We start from the raw sequence: 21,822 nt of genomic DNA, 5'->3' as shown, positions 1-21,822 counted from the left end.
CCCGGTTGCGTCCGGGTCGCCGGCGGAGCCCGGGTCTGCCCAGGTTGTTCCGTTCCAGCGCCAAACAACCCGCCAGTCTAGTGCGCGATCAAGGATTTTCCCGTCGAAGTCTTGCGCATGGCCGGGAAGGAACGATAAAGCGAACACCGGGCGAAGCGGACGGGCGTTACGCTGCGCCAAGGCCGCACGAAGCGCCAGTCCGGAGGGGCCGCAATGAACACGGACGCAGTCACGCTGGAGCGGCACATCGCCGCGCGCCCCTGGACGGTGTTCTCCTTCCTCACCGAAGACGACAAGTGGCTCGCGTGGATGGGCAAGGACGGCGAGTTCGCCTTCGAGCCCGGCGGCGCCTACCGGACCAACGTCCGCGGCGACGACGTCGCCGCGGGGCGGTTCCTCGAGATCGACCCGCCCTGGCGGATCGTCTTCACCTGGGGCTGGGCCGAGGGCGACGCAGCCGTGCCTCCCGGCTCCAGCACCGTGGAGATCACCCTCGAACCGGTCGACGAGGGAACCCTGCTGCGTCTGACGCACCGCGGGCTCCCCTCCCCCGGGGCCTGCACCGCCCACGCCGAGGGCTGGACGCACTACGTCCGACGCCTGGTGACCTGGGCAGAAGGCGGCGACCCCGGCCCGGACGACTGGGCGTGAGCCGCCGGGCGGACGAAGGCGGCGGCCGCTAGTGCTGTGACCGGAAAGGTTCACCGGGTCACGGCCCCCGGCACGGCACCTCGCCGCGTTGTCGGACCGCGCTGGTACGTCCAGTACGAGCTGCGGCCCTCCGCCTTGCGATGCGTCCCCTAGGCCCTGCGGGCCTGGGGAGGCCCCATGGCACCGGACGCCGCGACCCGGCAAACCTTTCCGGCCACAGCACTAGCAGTCCCCGGCGCCCGGGGCACCTGTCCATGGCGGCGCTCCGGCGGCCCGTGATTCGACACCCCGGCGCCTGCCTCCGTCGGCCGGCTCCAGCATGATCGGTTCTCTGCCCCCTCCGCACGCTTTCGATCACGGGAGTTCAGCCACATGTCCGACATCAAGGTACGTGCCGCGCAGGCCGAGGACTTCGCGCAGTGGCGCGCCCTTTACCGCGGTTATGCCGACTTCTACAAGGTGGAGCAGACCGAGGAGGCGGCCGCCATGGTGTGGTCGTGGGTGACCGACCCCGACCACGAGGTCGGCGCTCTGGTGGCCGAGGGCCCCGACGGCCGGCTGCTCGGCCTGGCCCACTACCGTCCCTTCGCGCGGCCGCTCTCCGCGACGGTCGGCTGCTTCCTCGACGACCTGTTCGTGGCGCCGGATCACCGCGGTTCGGGCGCCGCCGACGCCCTGCTCGGCGCGCTGCGCGCGCTCGCCGCCGAGCGCGGCTGGAGCGTGGTGCGGTGGATCACCGCCGACGACAACCACCGGGCGAGGTCGAAGTACGACCAGGTGGCCACGCGGACCATGTGGGTCACGTACGACATGGCACCTGCCAGCTGAAGCGACCGCCACCGCCGCGCCCAGTGGAAGGCCACCACCCCGGCGCCGGCGTGTCGTGCCGCGCTTCGAACCTCCGGTGTCGCGGCCACGGCACTGCCCGGCCCGGCCGTGTATAGCGATCAGGACCCACACGCCTCCGGCGGTTGTTAGCCTGCGTGGACACTGCGCTTTTGCCATGGGGAGGCGGTTGATGCAGTCGCGCCTGGTATTCGTCCACGGGATCGGCGGCCTTCGCGACCCGGCCCGGGAGCTCACCGCCTGGACCCGGGCCCTGGCCACCGGGATGCGGGCGGCCGGGCACTCCGCAGCCGCCCGTGACCTGCTCTCCGACGGCTCGGGCGGGCACACGTTCGTCCACTACGCCGACCTCTTCGGGCGCGGGCAGGCCCAGGGCGGGGACGCCCCCGCCGGCGCCGGTGAGGCCGGGGCGGAGGCGGAGGAGGAGGCGGAGATCCTCTCGGATCTGCTCGTCGCCTGGGTGGACGGACTGGCCGCGGAGCATTCCGACGAGCGGGACCGCAAGATCCTCGATCACGCCCGGGCGCAGGCCCTGCCGAGAGCGCAGGAGCAGGGCAGCCTGGCGGTCGTACGCCGCGCGCTCAACGTCGCGACCACACTGCTGTCCCTCAAACCGTGGGGCGCCGCGGCCCGTTGGATCACTCCCAAGATGATGGTGAGCCACCTCGGCCAAGTGGCCCGCTACTTGGCGCGCGCCGAGCCCGACGACCAGGGCATCAGCCTCGACCGCCGGATCCGTGCCCGGGTCGCCGAGGCGATCGGGGACGGACCGGCCGTCGTGGTGGCGCATTCCCTGGGTTCCGTCGTGGCCCTGGAAACCCTGCACCAAGTCACCACGCCCATCCCGCTGTTCGTGACCCTCGGCTCGCCGATCGCCACGCGGACCGTGGTGTGGCCCCGGCTCCTCCCCCAGCCCCCCAGTGTCCCCGGATGCGTCGGCGCGTGGCTGAACTTCTGGGACCGGGACGACATCATCGCCGTCCGGCCCCACCTGGAGAGGGAGTTACGCCCCAGTGGCGGCGGGGTCGCCCCGACCAGCCGGCGCGTGGACTCGGACGGCACCTGGGTCCACGACGCCGAGAAGTACCTCGCCCAGCCGGCCGTCGCCGGCCCCGTCGCGGAGGCGCTGGCCGGAACGGCGGGTGGACCCGGCAGCGGCGGTGGCTCCGGGTGAGAGGCGGCCTGACCGGCCGCCGTCACGTCCTGGTGGTGGCCCCGCAGTGTGGGTCGATGGTGCGGCTGCAGCGACTGGAGGAGGCGGCCACCGGGCTGTACGAGGTACTGACCGACCCCTCGCTCGGCGCGTGCGAACCCGGCCTGCCGGACGGGCGCAGCGCACTGGTCGCCGGTGACGGCCTGACCAGCAGCGCCGTCCGGGAAACGGTGGACGAGGCCATCGGATACGCGGCCCGCCACCATGCCGCGCTGGTCCTCGCCTTCCTCGGCCACGGCTTCGCGCCCGGCCGGACCAGCACCCTGCACCTCATGTGCGAGGACTCCACGGAAGACCTCCGGCACGACTCCGTGAACGTGAGCGATCTGCTGGCCGTCGCCGTGGACCACCCCGGAATCGACGGCGTACTCGGCCTCGTCGACACCTGCCACGCGGGCGGCGCGCCGCCCCCGGCCGAGGACCTCGCCGGGGGCGCACGGGGCGGCCGCACCCGGCTGGGCCTGCTGATGGCCTCGTCCCTGGGCCAGCCGGCGGTCGATCTCGCCTTCTCCCGGCACCTGACCGAACTCCTGCGCACCGGACGGCCCGGGGCGGGCGGCACCCTGGGCGTGAGCGACGTACGCGACGCCCTGCGCACCGTCGTCATCGGCCAGAGCGTCACGGGATTCGACTACGACGGAGACGGCGCGGCGCGGGAGCCGCTGTGGATCGCGCGCAACGCCCGGGTCCGCGAAGGCCTGCTCGGCGGGCTCGGCGGCCGGCTCGCGGCGGAGGAGCTGACGGAGGCGCTCGCGGCCGTGGACCCGCGGATGCCCGTGCCCGACGCCGCCCCGGACCTGCGGGCGGCCCTGCGGTGCCGGGCGGAACTCCTGTCGCACCCGCCCGCCCCGGCCCGTGAGCGCGCGCTGCGCGGCGTCGACGGGCTGCTCGTCGCGGTGCGCACGGTCGCGTTCGTCCGGGGCTGGCTCGGCGGCGAACTGACCACCGCCCGGATCCGGCACGCGCTGCACACCATGCTGGCGGCCGAGGGCCGGCTGCCGGCCGACAACCCCCACCTCACCGACGTCGCCGTCATCGACGAGCTGACCTTCAACCATCCCGCCACCGACCCGGACGGCAGGCGCACCGTCACCCGCTTCGTGGCGCTGCTCGGCCTGGCCTGCGGGAAGGACCTCAAGGACCCCGAACTGCGTTTCTGGGCCCAGCAGATCGAAGCCCCCGTCGAGGTCAACGACGCCATCGAGCACGCCGCCCGGCGTACGGAGGGCCAGCGCCTCGGCCTCGTCGTCAGCCTGCACTCCTCCCTCACCGGGGACTGGCCCGAAGTGCTCGACGGATGGCTGCTCCTGGACGGGGCGATGATCCACCACGAGCAGTTCCCCAGCGAGACGGCGGACCGCAAGGGCGCCGAGAACGCGGTCGAGGACGCGGTGCTGTGGGCCGAGGAGCACGCCCGGATGCTGGATCTGCCCCTGAAACGACTCGACTTGGCCGTACCCAGCGGACTGCTCCTGGCGTGGCGGCCCGAGGAGGCCGGGGTCGCCATGCTGCTGGGGATCCGCTACGAGGTGCGGCTGCACTGGAGCAACCGGCTCACCCCGGACGCCGTGCTGCGCAGCATCGAGCCCGTCGTCGCCGAGCGCTGGCAGTCGATCGCGCAGCACCAGGCCGGCACGCCCGTCGACTGGCTCGCGTACGAGGACCTGGCCGATCCGCACCTCCTGCGCGGGCATCTGCGCAACGGTCGCTACACGCGGGGCATCGGCCTCACCCAGCACCCGGGCGCCGACGCCCGGCTCATGGAGATGCTGCTCGCCTACACGCCCGTACTGCTGTGGCCGCACGCTCCGGACGGATTCCCGCGGGAGCGGCACGGCTGCCTCGACCGGAGCTGGTGGGCCATGCCGGGCGCCCTCGCGCGTGCCTACCGGGACCGCTGGCGCGGAGTCGCCGGGGCGGACCTGGCCGATCTCCGGGCCGTCTGGGACGACGAGGACTGGCTGCGCTTCTGCCGGTTCTTCAGGACCGCGACTCCCCCGGCCCGCAACCGAGATGAGGGGACCCCATGACCCGGGACGCGTACTACCGAGGCGACGGCGTGCCGAGGGGCGACACGGCCCTGCCCGAACCGCCCCCCTGGCGCACCTTTCCCAGGAGCTCGGCGGCCGGCGTGTTCCGGCCCCCGGCAGGGCTGACCGAGGCGGTGAACGCGGCCCTCGCGCTGCGCCGGCCGCTGCTGATCACCGGCGGCCCCGGCACCGGGAAGTCCACGGTGATCGAACAGGTCGCCACGGAGCTCGCGCTGGGGCCCGTACTGCTCTGGCACATCACCTCGCGCAGCAGCCTCGCGGACGCGCTCTACCGCTACGACGCCCTGGGCCGCATCCACGCCCACCGGCTCCAGCAGGAGAAGGCGCAGGCGGGCGGGGACGCGGGGGTGGACGATGTGGCGGCCTTCCTGACCCTCGGGCCGCTGGGAACCGCGCTGTTGCCGTCGAAGCGGCCGCGCGCGCTGCTCATCGACGAGATCGACAAGGCCGACCTCGACCTGCCCGGAGACCTCCTCGACGTCCTGGAACGCGGGGAGTTCCGCATCACCGAGCTGATGCGCGAGGAGCAGCACACCGCCCGCGTACGGACATGGGAGAGCGAGGTCCGGCACGTGGTGGAGGACGGCCACGTGCAGTGCACCGAGTTCCCCTTCATCGTGATGACGAGCAACGGCGAACAGGAGCTGCCCGCGCCCTTCCTGCGCCGCTGCGTGCGCTACACCATGCCCAAGCCGACGGCCGCGCTCATCCGTGACGTGGTCCGCGGCCATCTGGGGCTGGAGGTGGGCGCATCGGGGCCGACCGCGGAACTCGTCGACGAGTTCGTCCGCCGGGTCGCATCGGGCGAGAGCGTGGCCGTCGACCAACTCCTGGGCACCCTGCACCTGTTGAACGGGCCCACCCGCTCGCAGGGCACCGAGCGCGAGCGGCTCATCGCCCTCCTCATGAAGGACCTCTCGGGTGCCTGAGGAACCCCTGGACCGCACGGAACCCGAGGACCCGCTGGCGGCGGTGGTGTCGGCGCTCCACGGACTCGGCCGCGACCTGGACGGACTCTCCGTCGCCGAGCTGCTCTGGCTCGCCGCCCGGAAGCGGAGCGGGCGCGCGGAGGGGGCCGGCGAGGAGGGCACGGAGTCGGCCGCGGCCGACTCCGCCGGGATTGTCGACCCGCGTGAACTGCTCAGCTCCTGGCATCGCTTGACGGCCCCGGTGTACGGCCCTCCGGCGCCCGGCGGCGACGGGGTGCCCGCCCGGGCGGTGTCCGTACCCCGGGGGTCCGCGCTGCCCCGGGCCCGGGAGATCGCCCGCGCTCTGCGTCCGCTGCGCCGGCCGTGGGCGGCGGGGCGCAGACAACAGCTGGACATCGCGGAGACGGTGTCCGGCTACGCCCGCAGCGGCGAACTCCTGCCCGCCTTCCGCCCGGCCCCGGAGCGCTGGTTCGACCTGACCGTCGTCCTCGACCGGTCGCCGACCATGGCCGTGTGGGGCGATACCGTCGAGGAGTTGCTGAAGGTCCTCGTCACGACGGGAGCCTTCCGCACGCTGCGGGTGCGGGAGGTGGATGCCGGGGAGGCGGAGCCGTGCCCTCGCGGCGCCGGGTCCCGGACGGCGCGGCAGCGCCGGCTGGTGCTCGTCCTCTCGGACTGCGCATCGGGGATCGGCGGCGAGGACGGGCTCTGGGACCGGATCCACGCCTGGGCCGGCGCCGCCCCCACCGTGCTCGTGAACCCGCTGCCACCGAAGATCTGGCGGCACACGGGGCTCGATCTCCCGGCGGTCAAGGTCACCACTCCCGGCGCGCCCGGCATACCCAACGCCCGCTTGCACTTCCTGGCGCCGCCGCTGATGGAGGACGTGTTCGACCTGCCGGGCGACCGCCGGACCGGCTGGCTGCCCCTGCCGGTCGTGGGACTGACACCGCGCTCCTTCGCGCGCTGGGCCCGCACGCTCATGCGCGGGGACCCCGAGGGCTGCGAGGCGGTGCTGGTCCCGGAGCCGGGCACGGTGGGCCGCACGCCCGCAACGCCGAACCCGCCCTCGGACGCGGAGCAGTTGACGGAGGCCTTCCTGCACCGGGCGTCCGCGCCCGCCGTCCGACTGGCCGTGCTCTGCTCCGCGTACCCGCGGCTGAACACGGGGATGCTGCATCTGGTACGGCAGGAACTGGTACCGGAGGCGAGCCCGGCCGACATGGCCGAGGTGGTCGTCGGCGGACTGGTGTCGGTCGGCGAGGGCGGTCCGGCGGCCGGCGGCCCGGTCCTGACCTTCCGGGACGGTGTCCGCGAACGGCTCGCTCCCCGCCTCGGCGCACGCGACGCGCTGCGCACCCGGGACGTCGTGAGCCGGTTCATCGCGGAGCACGCCGACGCCGCGTCGCGCTTCCCGGCGCTCGTCCCCGACGCCGATGGGGATGCGGGGATCCCGTCCGGCGACGCGCCGTTCGCGGAGGTGTCCCCGGGGACCCTGCGGACGCTGGGGCCGGTGGCCGAACCGGTGGCGGATACCGGTGACGAGCGACCGTACTTCTTCCTCAGCTACGCGCACACGCCGCGCTTCAGCGAAACCGGCGCGGACCCGGACATGTGGGTCCAGAAGCTCTTCCGCGACCTGTCGGCCCATGTGATGGCCATGACGGAGCTGCCACGAGGACATCCGGTGGGGTTCATGGACCGGCAACTCCGCTCCGGAGAGGGCTGGTCGGACCGTCTGGGGGAGGTGCTGGCGACCTGCCGGACGTTCGTACCCCTCTATTCCCCGCGCTATTTCGCCAGTGAGACGTGCGGCAAGGAGTGGTTCGCCTTCGCCCAGCGGACCGCCTACTACCAGGCGCGGAGCGCCTCGACGGTGAAGGCGATCGTCCCTGCCTTGTGGGTTCCCACGGCGCCGGAGCGACTGCCCGGCGCCGTGCGCCGGTTGGACTTCGACCACAGCTCGTTCGGTGAGGACTACGCGGCCGAGGGTCTCTACACTCTGATCAAACTGCAGCGTTACGCCGACCAGTACGAGCGGGCGGTGTACGAAATGGCCAAGCGGATCATCCGCGTGGCGGACACCGCGAACATCCCCGTCGGCCGCCGCGTCGACTACCGGACGGCCCCGAGCGCCTTCGGACAGCCGTTCTCGAATCTGAGCAATCTGCGCATCGCCGTGGTGGCGCCCACCTGGCACGACCTTCCTGAGGGACGTGACGCCCGCTACTACGGCGACAGCCCCGACGATTGGAATCCGTACTACCCCGATTCCATCAGGCCACTGGCGCACGTGGCCACCGAGCTGGCGTTCCACCTGAACAACCAGGTGAACGTGTCCACATTCGACGAGGAGCTCTCCAGAGCCGACGGCCGTGAGCCTCCACGCGGGCCGTTGATCCTGCTCGTGGACCCGTGGGCACTGGAGGTGCCGGCCTTGCGTGACGGACTGGCCGCACTGGACGTGGAGAACCCTGCGGGGACGAGCCTGGTCATCGCCTGGAGCGGGCACGACCGGCAGAGCCGCGCCTCAATTGCCGAGCTGACCCGCGGGCTGGCCCGCACGATTCCGAATCTGATGAGCCGGACCCTGGGAAGCTCCTCCGCCGCAGCAGGCGTGATCACCTTGGAGGACTTCGGCGCGGTGATGCCGCAAGTCGTGGCCGCGACCTACCAGGAATACCTCAGGCACGCCGAGGCCTACCCGCCCACCAAGGCGTACCCGCCGGAGTCCAGGCCCCGGCTGCTCGGGCCCATGCGGGCCATGCCGCCTTCACCTGAACCCGCCTTCCCGAACGAGGCCGAGGAACCCTGACCCATTCGATGACGGAAGTCTGACGTCCGGGCGCGGACCGACCGCGGAGCCGGCAGGGTTCCGTAGCGTCTGCGGCATGCGAGTTCTCGTCACCGGAGGCGCCGGATTCATCGGCGCGCACATCGTCACGGCACTGATCGAACGCGGCCACGAGCCCGTGGTCCTGGACGCGTTGCTCCCGGCCGCGCATCCCGGGCCGCCCGTCCTGCCCGATGCCGGGCTGGTGCGGGGCGACGTACGGGACGCGCGGGCCGTGCGGTCCGTGCTGCGCGGGGTGGAAGCCGTCTGTCACCAGGCGGCGATGGTGGGGCTGGGGAAGGACTTCGCGGACGCCCCGGAGTACGTCGGCTGCAACGACCTGGGCACGGCGGTGCTGCTGGCCGGGATGGCGGAGGCGGGGGTTGGCCGGCTGGTGCTGGCGGGGTCGATGGTCGTCTACGGGGAGGGACGCTACGCATGCCCGCGCGACGGGCTCGTGCGGCCCGGGCCGCGCGAGGTCGCGGATCTGGAGGCGGGGCGGTTCGAGCCGCGCTGCCCCGTGTGCGGGGCGGAGCCGGCTCCGGTACTGGTCGACGAGGACGCGCCGGTGGATCCGCGCAACGTGTACGCGACGACCAAGCTGGCGCAGGAGCACCTGGCCGCCGCCTGGGCACGGTCCACCGGCGGGTCGGCGGTGTCGCTGCGCTACCACAACGTGTACGGGCCGGGCATGCCGAGGGACACCCCGTACGCCGGAGTGGCCTCCTTCTTCCGGTCCGCGCTGGCCCGGGGCGAGGCGCCGCGGGTCTTCGAGGACGGGGCCCAGCGGCGGGACTTCGTCCACGTACGGGACGTGGCGGCGGCCAACGCACTGGCGCTGGAGGCGGTCGGCGGCCGTCCGGCCGGGTCCTTCGTCGCGTACAACACGGGCAGCGGTGAGCCGCACACCATCGGGGAGATGGCCGGGGCGCTCGCCTCGGCGCACGGGGGCCCCGAGCCGGTGGTGACGGGCGAGTTCCGGCTCGGCAACGTCCGGCACATCACCGCCGACTCGGCGCGGCTGCGGGCCGAGCTGGGATGGCTCCCGCGGGTGGGTTTCGCCGACGGGATGGCCGAGTTCGCACGGGCGGACCAGCGCGCCTCCGCCGGTACGCCGGCCGCCTGCGTGCAGCAGGCGCGGGACGTCCCCGTTCCGTAAGGAGTCGGTGCCCCTTTTCCCGGTCCTGCGTCCCTACGGTGAGGTCCGTGACCGTAGACGTGGATGTCGTACTTCCCTGCCTGAACGAGGCCGAGGCGCTGCCCTGGGTCCTCGCCAGGATCCCCGCCGGCTGGCGGGCCCTCGTCGTCGACAACGGATCCACCGACGGCAGCGCCGAGATCGCGCGCGCCCTCGGCGCCACGGTGGTGCGCGAGTCGCGCCGGGGGTTCGGGGCGGCCTGCCACGCGGGGCTGGTGGCCTCCGACGCCGAGTTCGTCTGCTTCTGCGACTGCGACGCCTCCCTCGATCCGGGACTCCTGGCCGACTTCGTGCGTACGGTCGAAAGCGGCGCGGCCGATCTGGTGCTCGGGCGGCGCCGGCCCCGCGGCCGGGGCGCCTGGCCGGTGCACGCGCGCGCCGGGAACCTGGCCCTGTCCCGGATGCTCCGCCGGCGCACCGGCCTGCGGCTGCACGACCTGGGCCCGCTGCGGGCCGCGCGCCGGGAGGCGCTGCTCGGGCTCGGCCTGACCGACCGGCGCAGCGGCTATCCGCTCCAGATGGTGGTGCGCGCCGCCGACGCGGGGTGGCGGGTACGGGAGGTGGACGTGCCGTACCTTCCCCGGGCGGGCAGGTCCAAGGTCACCGGCACCTGGCGGGGCACCTGGCAGGCCGTGCGCGATATGAGCCGGGTGCTCGCCGAGCCCGCCGCCGGCGGGGCGGGCGTGGGCGGGGCGGGCGTGGGCGGGGCGGGCGTGGACGGGGCGGGCGTGGACGGGGCAGGCGTGGACGGGGCAGGCGTGGACGGGGCAGGCGTGGACGGGGGCCGACGGTGACCACCCTGCTGGTGATCGCGAAGGAGCCCGTGCCCGGCCGGGTGAAGACGCGGCTCACGCCCCCCTTCACCCCGGCGGAGGCGGCCCGGCTGGCGGAGGCCGCGCTCGCCGACACGCTGGAGGCGGTCGCGGCGTCCCCCGCCGAACGGCGGGTGCTGGTGCTGGAGGGCCGGCCCGGGCCGTGGCTGCCGCCCGGCTTCGAGGTGCTCCCGCAGCGCGGCGGCGGGCTGGACGAGCGGCTGGCCGCCGCCTTCGGCGCGTGCGCCGGGCCGACGCTGCTGATCGGCATGGACACCCCTCAGGTCACCCCGGCCCTGTTGGCCGAGCCGCACTGGGCGGCGTACGACGCCTGGTTCGGGCCGGCCGTCGACGGCGGTTTCTGGGCGCTGGGGCTGGCCGTACCGGATCCGGCGCTGCTGCGCGGGGTGCCGATGTCGGTACCCGAGACGGGCGCCGTCCAGCACGCGCGGCTGGTCGCCGCCGGGCTGCGGGTCGGACGGCTGCCGGTGCTGCGGGACGTGGACACCGCCGAGGACGCGCGTCTGGTGGCCGCCGAGGCCGCGGGCGGACGGTTCGCCGCCCTGCACGGCCGGTTGACGGCGGCGGCCGCCCCGGGCCGTTAGCGTCGGCGCGCCACCGCCCTCACCGCCGCCCTCGCCGCGACCACCACCGCGGCCGCCACCGCCACCGCCCCGAGCACCAGCAGCAGGTTCCGCCCGTAAGGCAGCGGCAGCGCCGACGGGTTGGGCGGGGCGCCCGGCCGGAGCAGCAGCGGAAGGGTGATCAGCAGCAGCGAGCCGCCTGCGATCAGGGCGCCGCGCACCACACCCCTGGCCGGGACGGCGGCGACGAGGAGCCCGACGGCCAGCACCAGGGGCGCGAGCAGCGCGTCGTGCAGGACGAGCGCGCCCACGAGCCAGACGGCCACGTCCGCCGGTGCCGGAAGCGCCGACAGCTGCCATCCCCCGATTCCCATCAGCAGCAGGCCGAGGGCGCCCAGCCCGTACCGTACGGCTCCCACCCCACGCGCCTCACCGGCCTCGCCCTTCACACGAGCTCCAGCCGCGTGACCCACTTCGTCTGCAGCACGCCGGGCCGGTTGGGCGCGATGATCCGCGCCGGATAGCCGTGATCGGGTGACAGGACCTCCCCGTTCAGGGTCAGGGCCAGCAAGGTCAGCGGATCCTCCGCGTACTCCCGGCCCATCTCCATCACCCGGTACGCTCCCCGCACTTCGAGGGAGACCACCCGCAGCCCTCCCCCGGGCCGCCCGCCGGCCCGCGCCACGAGATCCCGTACGCGTACGCCGCTCCAGCGGGCCTCCATGCTCCAGCCCTCCACGCACGCGATCGGCAGCCGCGCCTGTGCCTGCGGCAGCGCCCTCAGCTGATCGAGCGTCAGCGTGTAGGGCGCCGGGCCCAGCACCTCCAGCCGCCAGTCGCGCAGGGCCGCCGCCGTCACGCCCGCCGCGCCGACCGTACGGTTCACCGGCAGGCCCTGCGGCCCGCGGTCGGGGTGCCGGGGGGCCAGCAGGTCGAGCCGCCCCAGCGGGGTGAAGGACTGTCCGACCGTGGTCAGCGTCACCGCCCCGACCGCCGCGCCGAGGCCCAGGAGCAGCGAGCGCCGGTCGGGGGCGTCCTCGGCGGGCAGTTCCAGGGTCCCGGCCGAGCGCCGCCCCCAATGGGCGCGGATCTCCGGTGCCTTCACCGCGATGTGCAGCAGGACCGAGCCGGCCACCACCCACGCGACGGCGAAGTGCGTCTGCACGAAGGGGAACGGCCACGGGTACCACTCGACGATGTTCAGCAGTCCGGTGAACAGCTGGAAGACGGCCGTCGCCACCAGTACCGCCACCGAGAGCCGCTCCAGGGCGTGCCGCACGGACCGCACGGGCGGCCACACGAACAGCCGCGGATAGACCGCCCACAGCTTGGCGAGCAGCAGCACGATCGCCGCGAGCCCGGCGGCGATGTGCAGGCCCTGGGTGAGCCGGTAGCCCCACACCGGCCGGCTCGGCAGGTAGCCCGCCAGCCAGTCGGGCGGGTGCTGGAGGTAGTGGCTGATCAGCCCGGTGACGAAGCACACCGCGAGGGCTGCGCCCAGCCAGCGGCCCACGGCGGTCGCGGTGCGGGCGTCGTGCAGGCGTCCGGAGAAGGAGGGCGGTCTGACGGACGGAACGACAAGGCGCCGTCGGGTTCGCGCGGTCATGCCGTCCATCACACCCCCGTCCGGCGCCGCGCGGGGGAACCGACACCTTACGAAACGCGGACTCCCGGCCGCTTCCCGGCCGCTTCCCGGCCGCTCGGGAGCATTGACACCCGCGTCGGATCAGGTGGTGGCGAGAGATACTTCGGTCGACTTGATCAGCGCCACGACGGGGGAGCCGGCGGCCAGCCCGAGCGCCTCGACCGCGTCGGCGGTGACGGCGGCGGTCAGGCCGCCGCCGTTCACGTCCACCTTCACCACGGCCATGGCCGGGCCGGTGGCGACCTCGGCCACCGTGCCGGTGATCTGGTTGCGGATGGAGATGTTGTCGACCGCGCCGCCGGCCAGGGCCACCTCGGTGGCCTTGACGAGCGCCATGACCGCGGAGCCCGTGGTGATGCCGAGGTCCTTGACGGCGTCGGCGGTGATGGCCGCGGTGATGTCCTGGCCGCCTCCAGACGGACCTTGACCGTCGCCATGGCCTCGCCGACGGTGACCGCGGTGACGGTTCCGGCGATCTGGTTGCGGATGCTCAGACTCATGATGGTTCGACCTCTTGCATAGACAGTGCGCACGGCCCGAAGGGAACCGCGCGAGATCGACCGTAGGACCCCTTGATCCGATCCGCGGGGACCCCCTCGCATCCGCGGGCCGGAACCACCCGCCCGGCTGGCTCGTGCGGCGTCGCCCCCGGAACATCCGCATGGCCGAGTCCTGATGGCCGTCCTCCCGGCCCGGTGCTTCACTGAGGACCATGCCATTCGACCACTACGGCGTTCTGGCCGGGACCCTGCACCAGCACTTCCGCGACACGCCCGACGACGAGGGTGCCTGGTTCCACATCAACCTCAGGGTCGATGCCCCCGACGGGCGCTACAAGTGCGCCGTCGACGTGGACAGCCACGACTCGGCGACCGGTGTGCAGTGGAAGTCCTTCACCCTGCCCGCCGATGCGCTCGGCCCGGTGGCCTCGTTCCCGGGGGGCTACCACGAACTCGACCGTGCGGCCGGGTCCGGAGCGCTGGACTACATCCGGCATCCGGCGCTGCGGGGCCGCCCGCCGTGGCCCCCGTGGCTGCCGGGCGGGCTGCGGGAGCTCCTCGAACGGTGGGTGAAGCCGCGTCAGCCCTGGAAGACGGGTTCCAACATCGACGCCGCCCTCGCCCTCGAACCCATCCTCGTCGTGGGACGGCCGATCCTGGTCTTCGGTGAACCGTTCACCGAAGGCCTGGGCATGCACAACATCCACCAGAACCAGGGCGACCCGTACGGCAGTCAGTGGTGGCCGGAGAACGGCACCTGGCAGGACGGCGGGACCATGACCCGCCGCCCGGACGGGCGCTACGACGTGTTCCTGAACAAGTTCTCCACCCAGAAGGACCAGACGGACGCCGACGGACATCCCGTATAGCTCCGGGCAAACCTGTGCGAGCCAAGTTCCGCCGAACGAGTGGACCAGGTGCTGATCCATGTGACCGGTGAGCCGGCCGCCGTTGAGGCGGCCGGATTCGTCACAGCGCCGCCAGTCCCCGCCGGGTCCCGCACCGGCCGGCGCGATCCACTGCTGCTCGCCGAACACGTCCGTCACGCTCGGAGTCGACACGGCGCCGGACGGGCCGGGCGCGGCAAGATAGCAGCCTTTCGCGGGCTCGCCGGGTTGTTTGTCCAAGGGTGATGTCCTCCCGCAGTGGCGCCACGGCGGGCACTAGCGTCCCGTGACACCCCGGGAATGCGGGTGTGCACCGCACGGCACGTGCGGCCCTCCTGCGCCGCCCCCTCCCGGCCCCTGGAGCGAGGAGGCACCGTGCTGTCATTGCGGCGACGAACCATCAACAGCCTTTCGGTGGCCACGAGATACACGATCGGAAGCGGCGTGGTCATCACCGCCCTTGCCCTCACCCTGATCGCGCTGCTGATACCCGTGGACAGATTCGACGGCCGGGCCTCGGCCGCCGTCGCGGGTCCGGCGGGCGAGGACGACGGCGCCGGAACGATGAGCACCGCCTACGGGCCGCTGACCCCGGCGGACCGCGACTTCGTCCGGAAGGTGCGGCTCGCCGGGCTGTGGGAGCTGCCCGCGGGACGGCAGGCCCAGCAGCGCGGGACGCGCCCCGCGGTGCGTACGGCCGGGGAACACCTCGTCGATGGCCACACCGAGCTGGACCGGCAGGTCATCCAGGTCGGCCAGGCCCTCGGCATCGACCTGCCCAACCAGCCCTCCGAACAGCAGCAGGAGTGGCTGGGCCAGCTCACCCGCGCCCGCGGGGACGACTACGAACGGCTGTTCGTCCAGCTGCTGCGCCGAGCGCACGGAAAGGTGTTCGCCCTGCTGGCCGGGGTGCGGGCACAGACCCGCAACTCCATGGTGCGCGCCCTCGCCACGTCCGCCAATGCCACGGTGCTGGACCACATCTCGGTCCTCGAAGACAGCGGGCTGGTCGATTTCGACGCGCTTTCCGACAATGTCCGACCGACGAAGTGAAGTGATCGCATGAGTCAAAAGGGCCACAAACGCCCCCGGTTGTCGAACAAGCTACTGGCCGTGATCTCCGCGCTCGTGCTGGGCGGGGGCGGGGTCGCCGTCGTCGCCGGCAACGCGTCCGCGGGCCAGGAGGGGGATCGTGCGGGGCAGGTCACGGCCACCATCGACTGCCCCGACGTGGGGGAGCGGCTCACCGCCGTCCCCGACCAGGCCAAGGCCGAGGTCGACGGGAGCCTGGCCAAGCTGGACGACCAGGTGGCCGACGCCTACCGGCGGCTCGCCGCCGGCGAGGCACAGGGGGACGCCCTCCTCGGAGAACTCCGGCAACAGCGCGACCAGACCATCGCCGAGATGACCGACGCGATAGGCCGCTCGGCCCAACGGCCGGAGGAACTCAAGGCGTTGAGCGGATGCGCGATGAAAAAGGCACCCGTCGCCGACGAGGCCGCCGCCGAGCAGCGCGGCGTCGCCTCGAACACCTCGGAGAAGGGCGGTCCGGCGCGCAGCGACTTCGTCTCCATCACCAAGGTCCGGCCGAACGTACGCACTCCCGCGCCCTCGGCGGGCGCCTCCAAGGGAACCTTCGTCTCGGAGTGCGGCCGCAACGAGAACGGTCACTTCAACCCGGACAACGTCATCGTCGCACCCGGTGTCTCCAACGGCGCCCACCACATGCACGACTACGTGGGCAACAAGTCCACCGACGCCTTCTCCACCAACGACAGCCTCGCCGCGTCCGGCACCACCTGCGGCAACGGCGACCAGTCCAGCTACTACTGGCCCGTGCTGCGGTTGCGCGACGGCAAGGCGGAGCGGGACGCGAAGGCGCCCGGTGGCGGCAAGGACGGCAACGTCGGCACCATCCTGCGGCCGAAGCAGGTCACGATCACCTTCAAGGGGAGTCCGGCCGGGAAGGTCACGGCCATGCCCCGCTTCCTGCGCATCATCACCGGTGACGCCAAGGCCTTCGCCAACGGCACGGCCAACGCGAACGCTTCGTGGAGCTGCACGGGATTCGAGAACCGCCAGCTGAAAGACAAGTACCCGGTCTGCCCGAAGGGCAGCGACGTGGTGCGCACCTTCACCTTCCAGAGCTGCTGGGACGGCCGCAACACCGACAGCGCCAACCACCGGACGCACGTGGCCTTCCCGGACCGCAACGGCCGCTGCCAGAAGGGCTTCAAGGCCATCCCGCAGCTGGTGCAGCGCATCACCTACGGGGTGGCGCCGGGCGCGCGCTTCGCCGTGGACAGCTTCCCCGAGCAGCTGCACAAGCCGGTGACCGACCACGACGACTTCATCAACGTGATGTCGAACGGCCTGATGGCCAAGGCCGTGGGCTGCATCAACGACGGGCGCTCCTGCCGCTGACGGCTCGCGGTGCGGATCCCCCTCCGCTCCCGGGGCGGGCGCCCCCTCCCCCACCCACTGCGCCCGTCCCGGGAAAAGGTGTTGGCCCGAAGCCGACTTCGGGCCAACACCGCTTTACGTGTACGGGGATCCAGAGCTCGGTTCAGAGCTCGGTCCAGAGCCGGATTCAGAGGCCGTTGACGCGGGCCATCCGTCCGACGACCAGGGGCGTGAAGTCCGCCGTGATCACGCGGGCGGTCCTGCGTCCGACCCTCGAGTGCTGACGTCGCACCTGGGCCATCAGGCGGCGGCTGCGCAGGGCCATCTCCAGCTCGAACCGGGTGCGGGGGTCACGCAGTCCGGTCCCGAAGAGCTTCTCCAGCTGGCGCATGCGGTACCGCACGGTCTGCGGGTGCACACTCAGGGCCTTGGCCGCCTCGGGGGCTCCACCGCCTTCCAGCCAGGCGAGCAGGGTCACCTCCAGCCGCTCGCTCTGGCGCGGGGTCAGGTCCGCCAGCGGCCGCAGCCACCGGGCGGCCAGCGCGTGGGCGAGGGGCTCGTCCTGAAGGAGCAGCAGGGTCGAGAGGTGGTCGTCGACGAACACGGTCCGGGCCTCCAGGCCCGGGCGGGTGGGCGTCAGGGCGAAGAGACGCAGCGCCCAGCGCAGCGAGGAGGCCGCGTCCCGGAGGGGGACCTCGTGGCCCACGGCCGCGCACCGGCCGCGGAGCAGGTGTTCCAGCGGGACGCGGACGTCCGGGTCACGGCTCGGGACCAGCAGACACGGCCGGCCCGCGAAGGTGCCCGCGAGGGCGTCGTCCAGTACGGCGGCGAGCTGCAGGGTCTCGCCGGGGGTGGCGGGCACGATGGCCCGTACGGCGGCCGGCAGGGGCCACCCGGCCGACTCGGCGAGTTCGGTGAGGGAGCTCTCCGAGGCGGCCCGGTCGTCGGTGAGGGCCTTGAAGAGCTCCTGGCGCATTCGGTCACCCTCGCGGATGCCTTCGTGCCTGCCCTCGTGCCCACCCCCCTCGCGCCTGCCTTCGTGCCTTCCCTCGTGCCGGCCTTCGCGCCTGCCTTCGTGCGTGATCTCGCACTCGTCGTTGATCTCGGCCTCGCTTTCGTCCGCTGTCTCGTCCTCGTCCGGTGCGTGTTCCCGGGGCTGCTCCTGGTAGCCGAGAGCGGTGAGAAGAGCCTCTTCCACCCGTTGCCGGAGCAGCTCGTCGTCGATGGCATCGTTGTCATCGACAAGTGCGGAAAATTCCGGAATTCCATGCAGAAGCTCCTCCACTATCTCGGCGGCCAGCGCGGGGAGTTCCCTGCGCAGGACGCGGGTCCACTCGCCACGGGGGCGGGACCAGATGCGGTTCAGAAGTTCGCACATCGTTTCCTCGTTCGTGCCGGGGTGAGCCCGCCCGGGGAAGAGCGGCCAGCCCACCGAGGTTCCCCCTTCGCCAACAGCCTTCGCTGGCAGGGAAGTTGTGACCCCCGTCCCTCCTGAGAGGTCCGGCCACTGGCCTGTCACAACCTCCGTTGGAGGGGAATCTTCCGGTGTTGTTCGATGCGCCGGAGACGCGGTGCGAGAAATTATCACGTTTCGATAAATCCTGTGGAGCCGCTGTGCGGCTCCACGATGCTTCTGCACTCCGGCCCCAAGTTCCCTCGGCCGGAGCGGAGTTTCACAGGAGAACTGGATGCCCCTGCCCCAGCCTCACATGCCCCGCTCGCACAGAGCCCGCCGCAGAAGCCGTCACGCGGCTTCGAGTCCGGCTGCCGGACGGCGGGCCGTCCGGCGGCCCTCCCTCCTTCCCACCGCGGGCAGACTGAGACCCGGCGCGATCTGCGCCGCCCTCGCGGCTCTCGTCGCCGGCACCGTGGCGGCCCGCGCGGGCGCCCTGACCCACGTGTGGGAGTTCCTCGACTACGGGGCGGGCGTCCTCTCGCTCGTCTCGCTCACCGCCACCGTCCTGTGGGGGCTGATGGCCACCGACCGGCTGCTCCTCGGCTCGGGCCACCGGCTGCTCGCCCAGGGGGCGCACCGCGGCCTCGCGGTGGCGGGGCTGGGCTTCCTGGCCCTCCACATCTGGGTCAAGGTCGCGCAGCAGCAGACCACGGCGACCTCGGCGGTACTGCCGTTCACGGATGCCGGGCGGCCCGTCCTCATCGGGCTCGGCACGCTCGCCGGATACCTCTTCCTCGCGGTGGCGGTCTCCGGAGCCGTGCGCAGCGTGTTCGCGACCAAGAGCCGCTCCCTGTGGTGGCGGGCCCTGCACTTCGGCGCCTATCCGGCGTGGGGCGCGTCACTGGTGCACGGACTGAAGGCGGGCCGTCCCGCCGACGCCTGGGTGACGGCCTCCTACGCCCTGTGCCTGATCGGCGTCGCCGGCGTGCTCGCGCTGCGCTTCAAGTCCCGTATGCGCGCGGCCGCTACCCGCCCGTCCGTCCAGCAGGCCGTGCCGCAGACGCCCGCCACGGTCACCGTCCCCCGGCCGCGGCGATGGACGCGCCGTCCGGTGGTGTTTCCCTCGTACGCGCGGAGCCGGCCGGGCGGCGGTGGATCGGACCCGTTCGACGAACGGCTCGCCACCCGTGAGCGGTTGACGTGAGCGGCTCGCCGCGCCCCAGCCTCGGCTGTGTGGGCGCCCCCAGGCTGCTGGCCGGACTGGACCGGGCTCCTCGCCTCGACCGCGTCGCGCACCTCACGGCACACGGCTCACTGCCCCGGTTGCGCCCGGACGAACTCGTCGATCTCGCCGAGGACATCGACCTGCGGGGCCGCGGCGGGGCGGGCTTCCCCTTCGCCCGGAAGCTGCGCGCCGTCATGCGTTCGGCCCGGGGGCGGGACGGGCTCACCGCCGTCGTCGTCAACGGAAGCGAGGGCGAGCCGAGCTGCCTCAAGGACACCGCACTGCTGCTGCACGCCCCGCACCTGGTGCTCGACGGAGCCCTCCTGGCCGCCGCCGCGCTCTCCGCCGAGGACGTGGTGGTGGCCGTCACCCGGGAGGACGTGGAGCAGTCGGTGCGGGAAGCCATCGCGGAACGCGGCCCGGCCGGGCGACGGGTGCGGGTGACCCGGCTTCCCGAGCGCTTCGTGACCGGCGAGGGGACCGCCCTCGTCAGCGGTCTGAACGGTGGTGCGGCGCTGCCGTCCGGGCAGAAGGTGCGCACCAGCGAGAGAGGCCTGGGCGGCGTGCCCACCCTGCTGTCGAACACCGAGACCTTCGCCCAACTCGCCGTCGCCGCACGCCTCGGCGCGCTGGACTACCGGGCGAGCGGCCTGCCCGCCGAACCGGGCACCACCTTGCTGACGGTGGCCGGCTCCACGGTCGTCGAGACGCCGACCGGGACCTCGCTGGCGTACGTCCTGGAGCTGTGCGGCACCGATCCCGGCCAGGGCGTGCTGGTCGGCGGCTATCACGGCAGGTGGCTCCATCCGGGGTCCGCCCGCGGCGCCGAGGTGTCCCGGCAGTCCCTCGCCGCGCTCGGCGCGGTGCTGGGGGCCGGGGCGGTCCTGCCCCTGCCCGAGGACACCTGCCCGGCCGGTGAGGTGGCGCGCGTGACCCGCTGGATGGCGAAGGAGTCGGCCGGTCAGTGCGGCCCGTGCGTACGGGGGCTGCCCGCGCTGGCCGACGTACTGGAGGACGCCGTCGCGGGCGGGGGCAGAGCCGCCCTCGAAGCGGTGGAGGCGCGGCTGGGCGTGGTCCGGGGCCGGGGTGCGTGCAGCCATCCCGACGGGACGTCGCACTTCGTGGCCTCGGCGCTGGCCGCCTTCCCCGAGGAGTTCATGGACCACGCCCTCGGCAGCGGGTGCGGCCGACGGGTGCTGGGGGCCCTGCCGTTGCCGCAGGACGAGAGTCCGGAGCGGCTGGTCGTGGACTGGACCCTGTGCAAGGGGCACGGGCTGTGCGTGGACATCCTTCCCGATGTCGTCCGGCTCGACGCGGACGGCTATCCGGCCCAGGCCTCCATGCCGGTTCCGGGACGGCTGCGGCCGAAGGCGTTGCGTGCCGTGCGGCGCTGCCCGGCCCTCGCGCTGCGCATCCAGGACTGAGCCGAGCCGGTACACGGCTCCGGACTTCCCCCGGGTTCAATCTTTGCGCGATCTGACAAATTCCCAGGGAAATCGGCGTCTTCGGCCCGGCGCCCCGTATCAATTACGAAGGCACGAAAACGCGGGACCGAACGAACCTGAAGGAGAGATCGTGAAGAGAATGCGTCGTGAAATATTCGCCGGGTCGGCGGTCGCGGTACTTCTGTTGACCGCCGGATGCGGCAGCGCCGACGAATCCCCGGGAAAGGGGAATGCGGTGAAGCCGGTCAGCGACAGCAAACAGCTCGGGTCCGCCTACGACGCGTACGGCGCCGGCGCCGTACCGGCGGGCGAGGCCGGAAAGAACGGACCGGCCGGGCAGTTGAAGGTGAAGGAGGTCCCGGCGCTGGGCGCGGCGGTCACCGACAGCGAGGGCTTCACGCTCTACCGCTTCGACAAGGACACCGCCAAGCCCCCCAAGTCCAACTGCGAGGGGGACTGCGAAACGGCCTGGCCGGCGGTGGCCGCGGACGACGCCTCGGCCGGCGAGGGAATCGACGCGACGCTGCTCGGCTCGGTCGCACGGGCCGACGGCACCCGGCAGCTGACGCTCGCGGGGTGGCCCGTGTACCGCTACGCGAAGGACGCCAAGGCGGGCGACACGCTCGGTGAGGGTGTCGGCGGAACCTGGCACGCCCTGGGAGCCGACGGGAAGCCGGCCGCTGCCGGTGGCAAGAAGGCCCCGCAGGGTGCGCAGGGCTCGGAAGGCGCGGAGGAGACCAAGGGCAAGGAGGGCAGCGAACTCACCGCCGTCCAGAACGCCCAGCTCGGCACGATCGTCGCGGACGCGGAGGGCCGGACGCTCTACCGCTTCGACAAGGACAGTGCCTGGCCGATGAAAATCGGCTGCCTCGGCGCCTGCCTGGACACCTGGAAGCCCGCCAAGCCAGTGGACAAGTCAAAGGTGACCGGAATACCCGCCGAATTGGTGGGCTCGGTGAAGCGGCCCGACGGCAGCGAACAATTGACGATCGACTGCTGGCCGGTCTATTCGTTCACCGGGGACAAGGAGCCCGGAGATATCAGCGGGCACAACAAGCAGGGCCTCTGGTTCGCCGTCACCGACAAGGGAAAGAAGGCGAAGGCCGCCGGCTAGGCCGTCTCTTTCGGATCTTGCCGGTTAAGCCCGCGTTGTCTGGTGCCGTGCATCGCAAGGCGGAGGGGCGCCCGAGTACTGGACGTACTC

18 protein-coding genes and 1 pseudogene are annotated in these 21,822 nt (G+C 72.8%); 15 read left to right on the top strand and 4 right to left on the bottom strand.

Annotated features, from left to right (window positions below; genetic code table 11):
• The first annotated feature begins 213 nt into the window (after window positions 1-213).
• From ACZ45T_RS19375 to ACZ45T_RS19335, 9 genes are all read left to right on the top strand, one after another.
• On the top strand, window positions 214-651 hold the full coding sequence (locus tag ACZ45T_RS19375) for an SRPBCC family protein (RefSeq protein WP_468442801.1): 438 nt from the start codon (window positions 214-216) through the stop codon (window positions 649-651).
• Between the two features lie 372 nt (window positions 652-1,023).
• The gene (locus tag ACZ45T_RS19370) at window positions 1,024-1,479 is read left to right on the top strand and encodes a GNAT family N-acetyltransferase (protein WP_468442800.1); all 456 of its coding nucleotides are present in this window, start codon (window positions 1,024-1,026) and stop codon (window positions 1,477-1,479) included.
• A gap of 190 nt (window positions 1,480-1,669) precedes the next feature.
• Window positions 1,670-2,671, top strand: coding sequence for a hypothetical protein (locus tag ACZ45T_RS19365; RefSeq protein ID WP_468442798.1), 1,002 nt, complete (start codon window positions 1,670-1,672; stop codon window positions 2,669-2,671).
• 56 nt (window positions 2,672-2,727) lie between these two features.
• Entirely contained in the window at window positions 2,728-4,740 is a 2,013-nt protein-coding gene (locus tag ACZ45T_RS19360) for a vWA-MoxR associated conflict system protein (RefSeq protein WP_468442796.1), read from the top strand.
• Window positions 4,737-5,690 (top strand): AAA family ATPase, encoded by a 954-nt coding sequence (locus ACZ45T_RS19355; protein ID WP_468442794.1) that lies wholly within the window; start codon window positions 4,737-4,739, stop codon window positions 5,688-5,690. The genes ACZ45T_RS19360 and ACZ45T_RS19355 overlap by 4 nt, the downstream gene beginning before the upstream one ends.
• Window positions 5,683-8,505: a TIR-like protein FxsC gene (locus tag ACZ45T_RS19350; protein WP_468442792.1), complete on the top strand. Its 2,823-nt coding sequence runs from the start codon at window positions 5,683-5,685 to the stop codon at window positions 8,503-8,505. The genes ACZ45T_RS19355 and ACZ45T_RS19350 overlap by 8 nt, the downstream gene beginning before the upstream one ends.
• 76 nt (window positions 8,506-8,581) lie before the next feature.
• Window positions 8,582-9,682, top strand: coding sequence for an NAD-dependent epimerase/dehydratase family protein (locus ACZ45T_RS19345; RefSeq protein ID WP_468442790.1), 1,101 nt, complete (start codon window positions 8,582-8,584; stop codon window positions 9,680-9,682).
• A 38-nt stretch (window positions 9,683-9,720) separates the two neighbouring features.
• A complete protein-coding gene (locus ACZ45T_RS19340) occupies window positions 9,721-10,515 on the top strand; it encodes a glycosyltransferase family 2 protein (protein ID WP_468442788.1) in 795 nt (264 codons plus the stop codon).
• Entirely contained in the window at window positions 10,512-11,138 is a 627-nt protein-coding gene (locus ACZ45T_RS19335) for a TIGR04282 family arsenosugar biosynthesis glycosyltransferase (RefSeq protein ID WP_468442786.1), read from the top strand. The genes ACZ45T_RS19340 and ACZ45T_RS19335 overlap by 4 nt, the downstream gene beginning before the upstream one ends.
• Here ACZ45T_RS19335 and ACZ45T_RS19330 read toward each other — a convergent pair.
• The 3 genes and pseudogenes from ACZ45T_RS19330 to ACZ45T_RS19320 form a co-directional block, all read right to left on the bottom strand.
• Window positions 11,135-11,536 (bottom strand): hypothetical protein, encoded by a 402-nt coding sequence (locus ACZ45T_RS19330; RefSeq protein ID WP_468442784.1) that lies wholly within the window; start codon window positions 11,534-11,536, stop codon window positions 11,135-11,137. The genes ACZ45T_RS19335 and ACZ45T_RS19330 overlap by 4 nt on opposite strands.
• Window positions 11,537-11,562: 26 nt before the next feature.
• Window positions 11,563-12,723: a molybdopterin-dependent oxidoreductase gene (locus ACZ45T_RS19325; protein WP_468442782.1), complete on the bottom strand. Its 1,161-nt coding sequence runs from the start codon at window positions 12,721-12,723 to the stop codon at window positions 11,563-11,565.
• Window positions 12,724-12,843: 120 nt separating this feature from the next.
• Window positions 12,844-13,262: pseudogene (locus tag ACZ45T_RS19320) on the bottom strand (TOBE domain-containing protein).
• Between the two features lie 212 nt (window positions 13,263-13,474).
• On the opposite strand from ACZ45T_RS19320, the gene ACZ45T_RS19315 reads away from it, so the two are divergent.
• The 3 genes from ACZ45T_RS19315 to ACZ45T_RS19305 all read left to right on the top strand — a co-directional run bounded on the left by ACZ45T_RS19315 (window position 13,475) and on the right by ACZ45T_RS19305 (window position 16,573).
• Entirely contained in the window at window positions 13,475-14,131 is a 657-nt protein-coding gene (locus ACZ45T_RS19315) for a DUF2278 family protein (protein ID WP_468442780.1), read from the top strand.
• A 432-nt stretch (window positions 14,132-14,563) separates the two neighbouring features.
• Window positions 14,564-15,202, top strand: a complete 639-nt coding sequence (locus ACZ45T_RS19310; protein ID WP_468442778.1) for a DUF4142 domain-containing protein — start codon at window positions 14,564-14,566, stop codon at window positions 15,200-15,202.
• A gap of 9 nt (window positions 15,203-15,211) precedes the next feature.
• Window positions 15,212-16,573: a DUF1996 domain-containing protein gene (locus ACZ45T_RS19305; protein WP_468442776.1), complete on the top strand. Its 1,362-nt coding sequence runs from the start codon at window positions 15,212-15,214 to the stop codon at window positions 16,571-16,573.
• A 166-nt stretch (window positions 16,574-16,739) separates the two neighbouring features.
• On the opposite strand, the gene ACZ45T_RS19300 is transcribed toward ACZ45T_RS19305, so the two are convergent.
• Window positions 16,740-17,930, bottom strand: coding sequence for a PucR family transcriptional regulator (locus ACZ45T_RS19300; protein ID WP_468442774.1), 1,191 nt, complete (start codon window positions 17,928-17,930; stop codon window positions 16,740-16,742).
• 310 nt (window positions 17,931-18,240) lie between these two features.
• Here ACZ45T_RS19300 and ACZ45T_RS19295 point away from each other — a divergent pair, with 310 nt between their 5' ends.
• The 3 genes from ACZ45T_RS19295 (at window position 18,241) to ACZ45T_RS19285 (ending at window position 21,732) form a co-directional block, all read left to right on the top strand.
• The gene (locus ACZ45T_RS19295; protein ID WP_468442772.1) at window positions 18,241-19,152 is read left to right on the top strand and encodes a hypothetical protein; all 912 of its coding nucleotides are present in this window, start codon (window positions 18,241-18,243) and stop codon (window positions 19,150-19,152) included.
• Window positions 19,153-19,181: 29 nt separating this feature from the next.
• Window positions 19,182-20,597, top strand: coding sequence for an NADH-ubiquinone oxidoreductase-F iron-sulfur binding region domain-containing protein (locus tag ACZ45T_RS19290; RefSeq protein WP_468442770.1), 1,416 nt, complete (start codon window positions 19,182-19,184; stop codon window positions 20,595-20,597).
• A 151-nt stretch (window positions 20,598-20,748) separates the two neighbouring features.
• Window positions 20,749-21,732 (top strand): SCO0930 family lipoprotein, encoded by a 984-nt coding sequence (locus ACZ45T_RS19285; protein WP_468442768.1) that lies wholly within the window; start codon window positions 20,749-20,751, stop codon window positions 21,730-21,732.
• The last annotated feature ends 90 nt before the right edge of the window (window positions 21,733-21,822 follow it).

The sequence above is a fragment of the Streptomyces sp. NPDC030995 genome, from assembly GCF_055571215.1.
Note: the sequence above shows the minus strand (reverse complement) of the source record. Positions and strands in the feature narration are given on the sequence as shown.

Coding starts and splice junctions, on each gene's coding strand:
- ACZ45T_RS19375 (WP_468442801.1), top strand. CDS start 214: ATGAACACGGACGCAGTCACGCTGGAGCGGCACATCGCCGCGCGCCCC.
- ACZ45T_RS19370 (WP_468442800.1), top strand. CDS start 1,024: ATGTCCGACATCAAGGTACGTGCCGCGCAGGCCGAGGACTTCGCGCAG.
- ACZ45T_RS19365 (WP_468442798.1), top strand. CDS start 1,670: ATGCAGTCGCGCCTGGTATTCGTCCACGGGATCGGCGGCCTTCGCGAC.
- ACZ45T_RS19360 (WP_468442796.1), top strand. CDS start 2,728: ATGGTGCGGCTGCAGCGACTGGAGGAGGCGGCCACCGGGCTGTACGAG.
- ACZ45T_RS19355 (WP_468442794.1), top strand. CDS start 4,737: ATGACCCGGGACGCGTACTACCGAGGCGACGGCGTGCCGAGGGGCGAC.
- ACZ45T_RS19345 (WP_468442790.1), top strand. CDS start 8,582: ATGCGAGTTCTCGTCACCGGAGGCGCCGGATTCATCGGCGCGCACATC.
- ACZ45T_RS19325 (WP_468442782.1), bottom strand. CDS start 12,723: ATGACCGCGCGAACCCGACGGCGCCTTGTCGTTCCGTCCGTCAGACCG.
- ACZ45T_RS19315 (WP_468442780.1), top strand. CDS start 13,475: ATGCCATTCGACCACTACGGCGTTCTGGCCGGGACCCTGCACCAGCAC.
- ACZ45T_RS19305 (WP_468442776.1), top strand. CDS start 15,212: ATGAGTCAAAAGGGCCACAAACGCCCCCGGTTGTCGAACAAGCTACTG.
- ACZ45T_RS19300 (WP_468442774.1), bottom strand. CDS start 17,930: ATGTGCGAACTTCTGAACCGCATCTGGTCCCGCCCCCGTGGCGAGTGG.
- ACZ45T_RS19295 (WP_468442772.1), top strand. CDS start 18,241: ATGCCCCTGCCCCAGCCTCACATGCCCCGCTCGCACAGAGCCCGCCGC.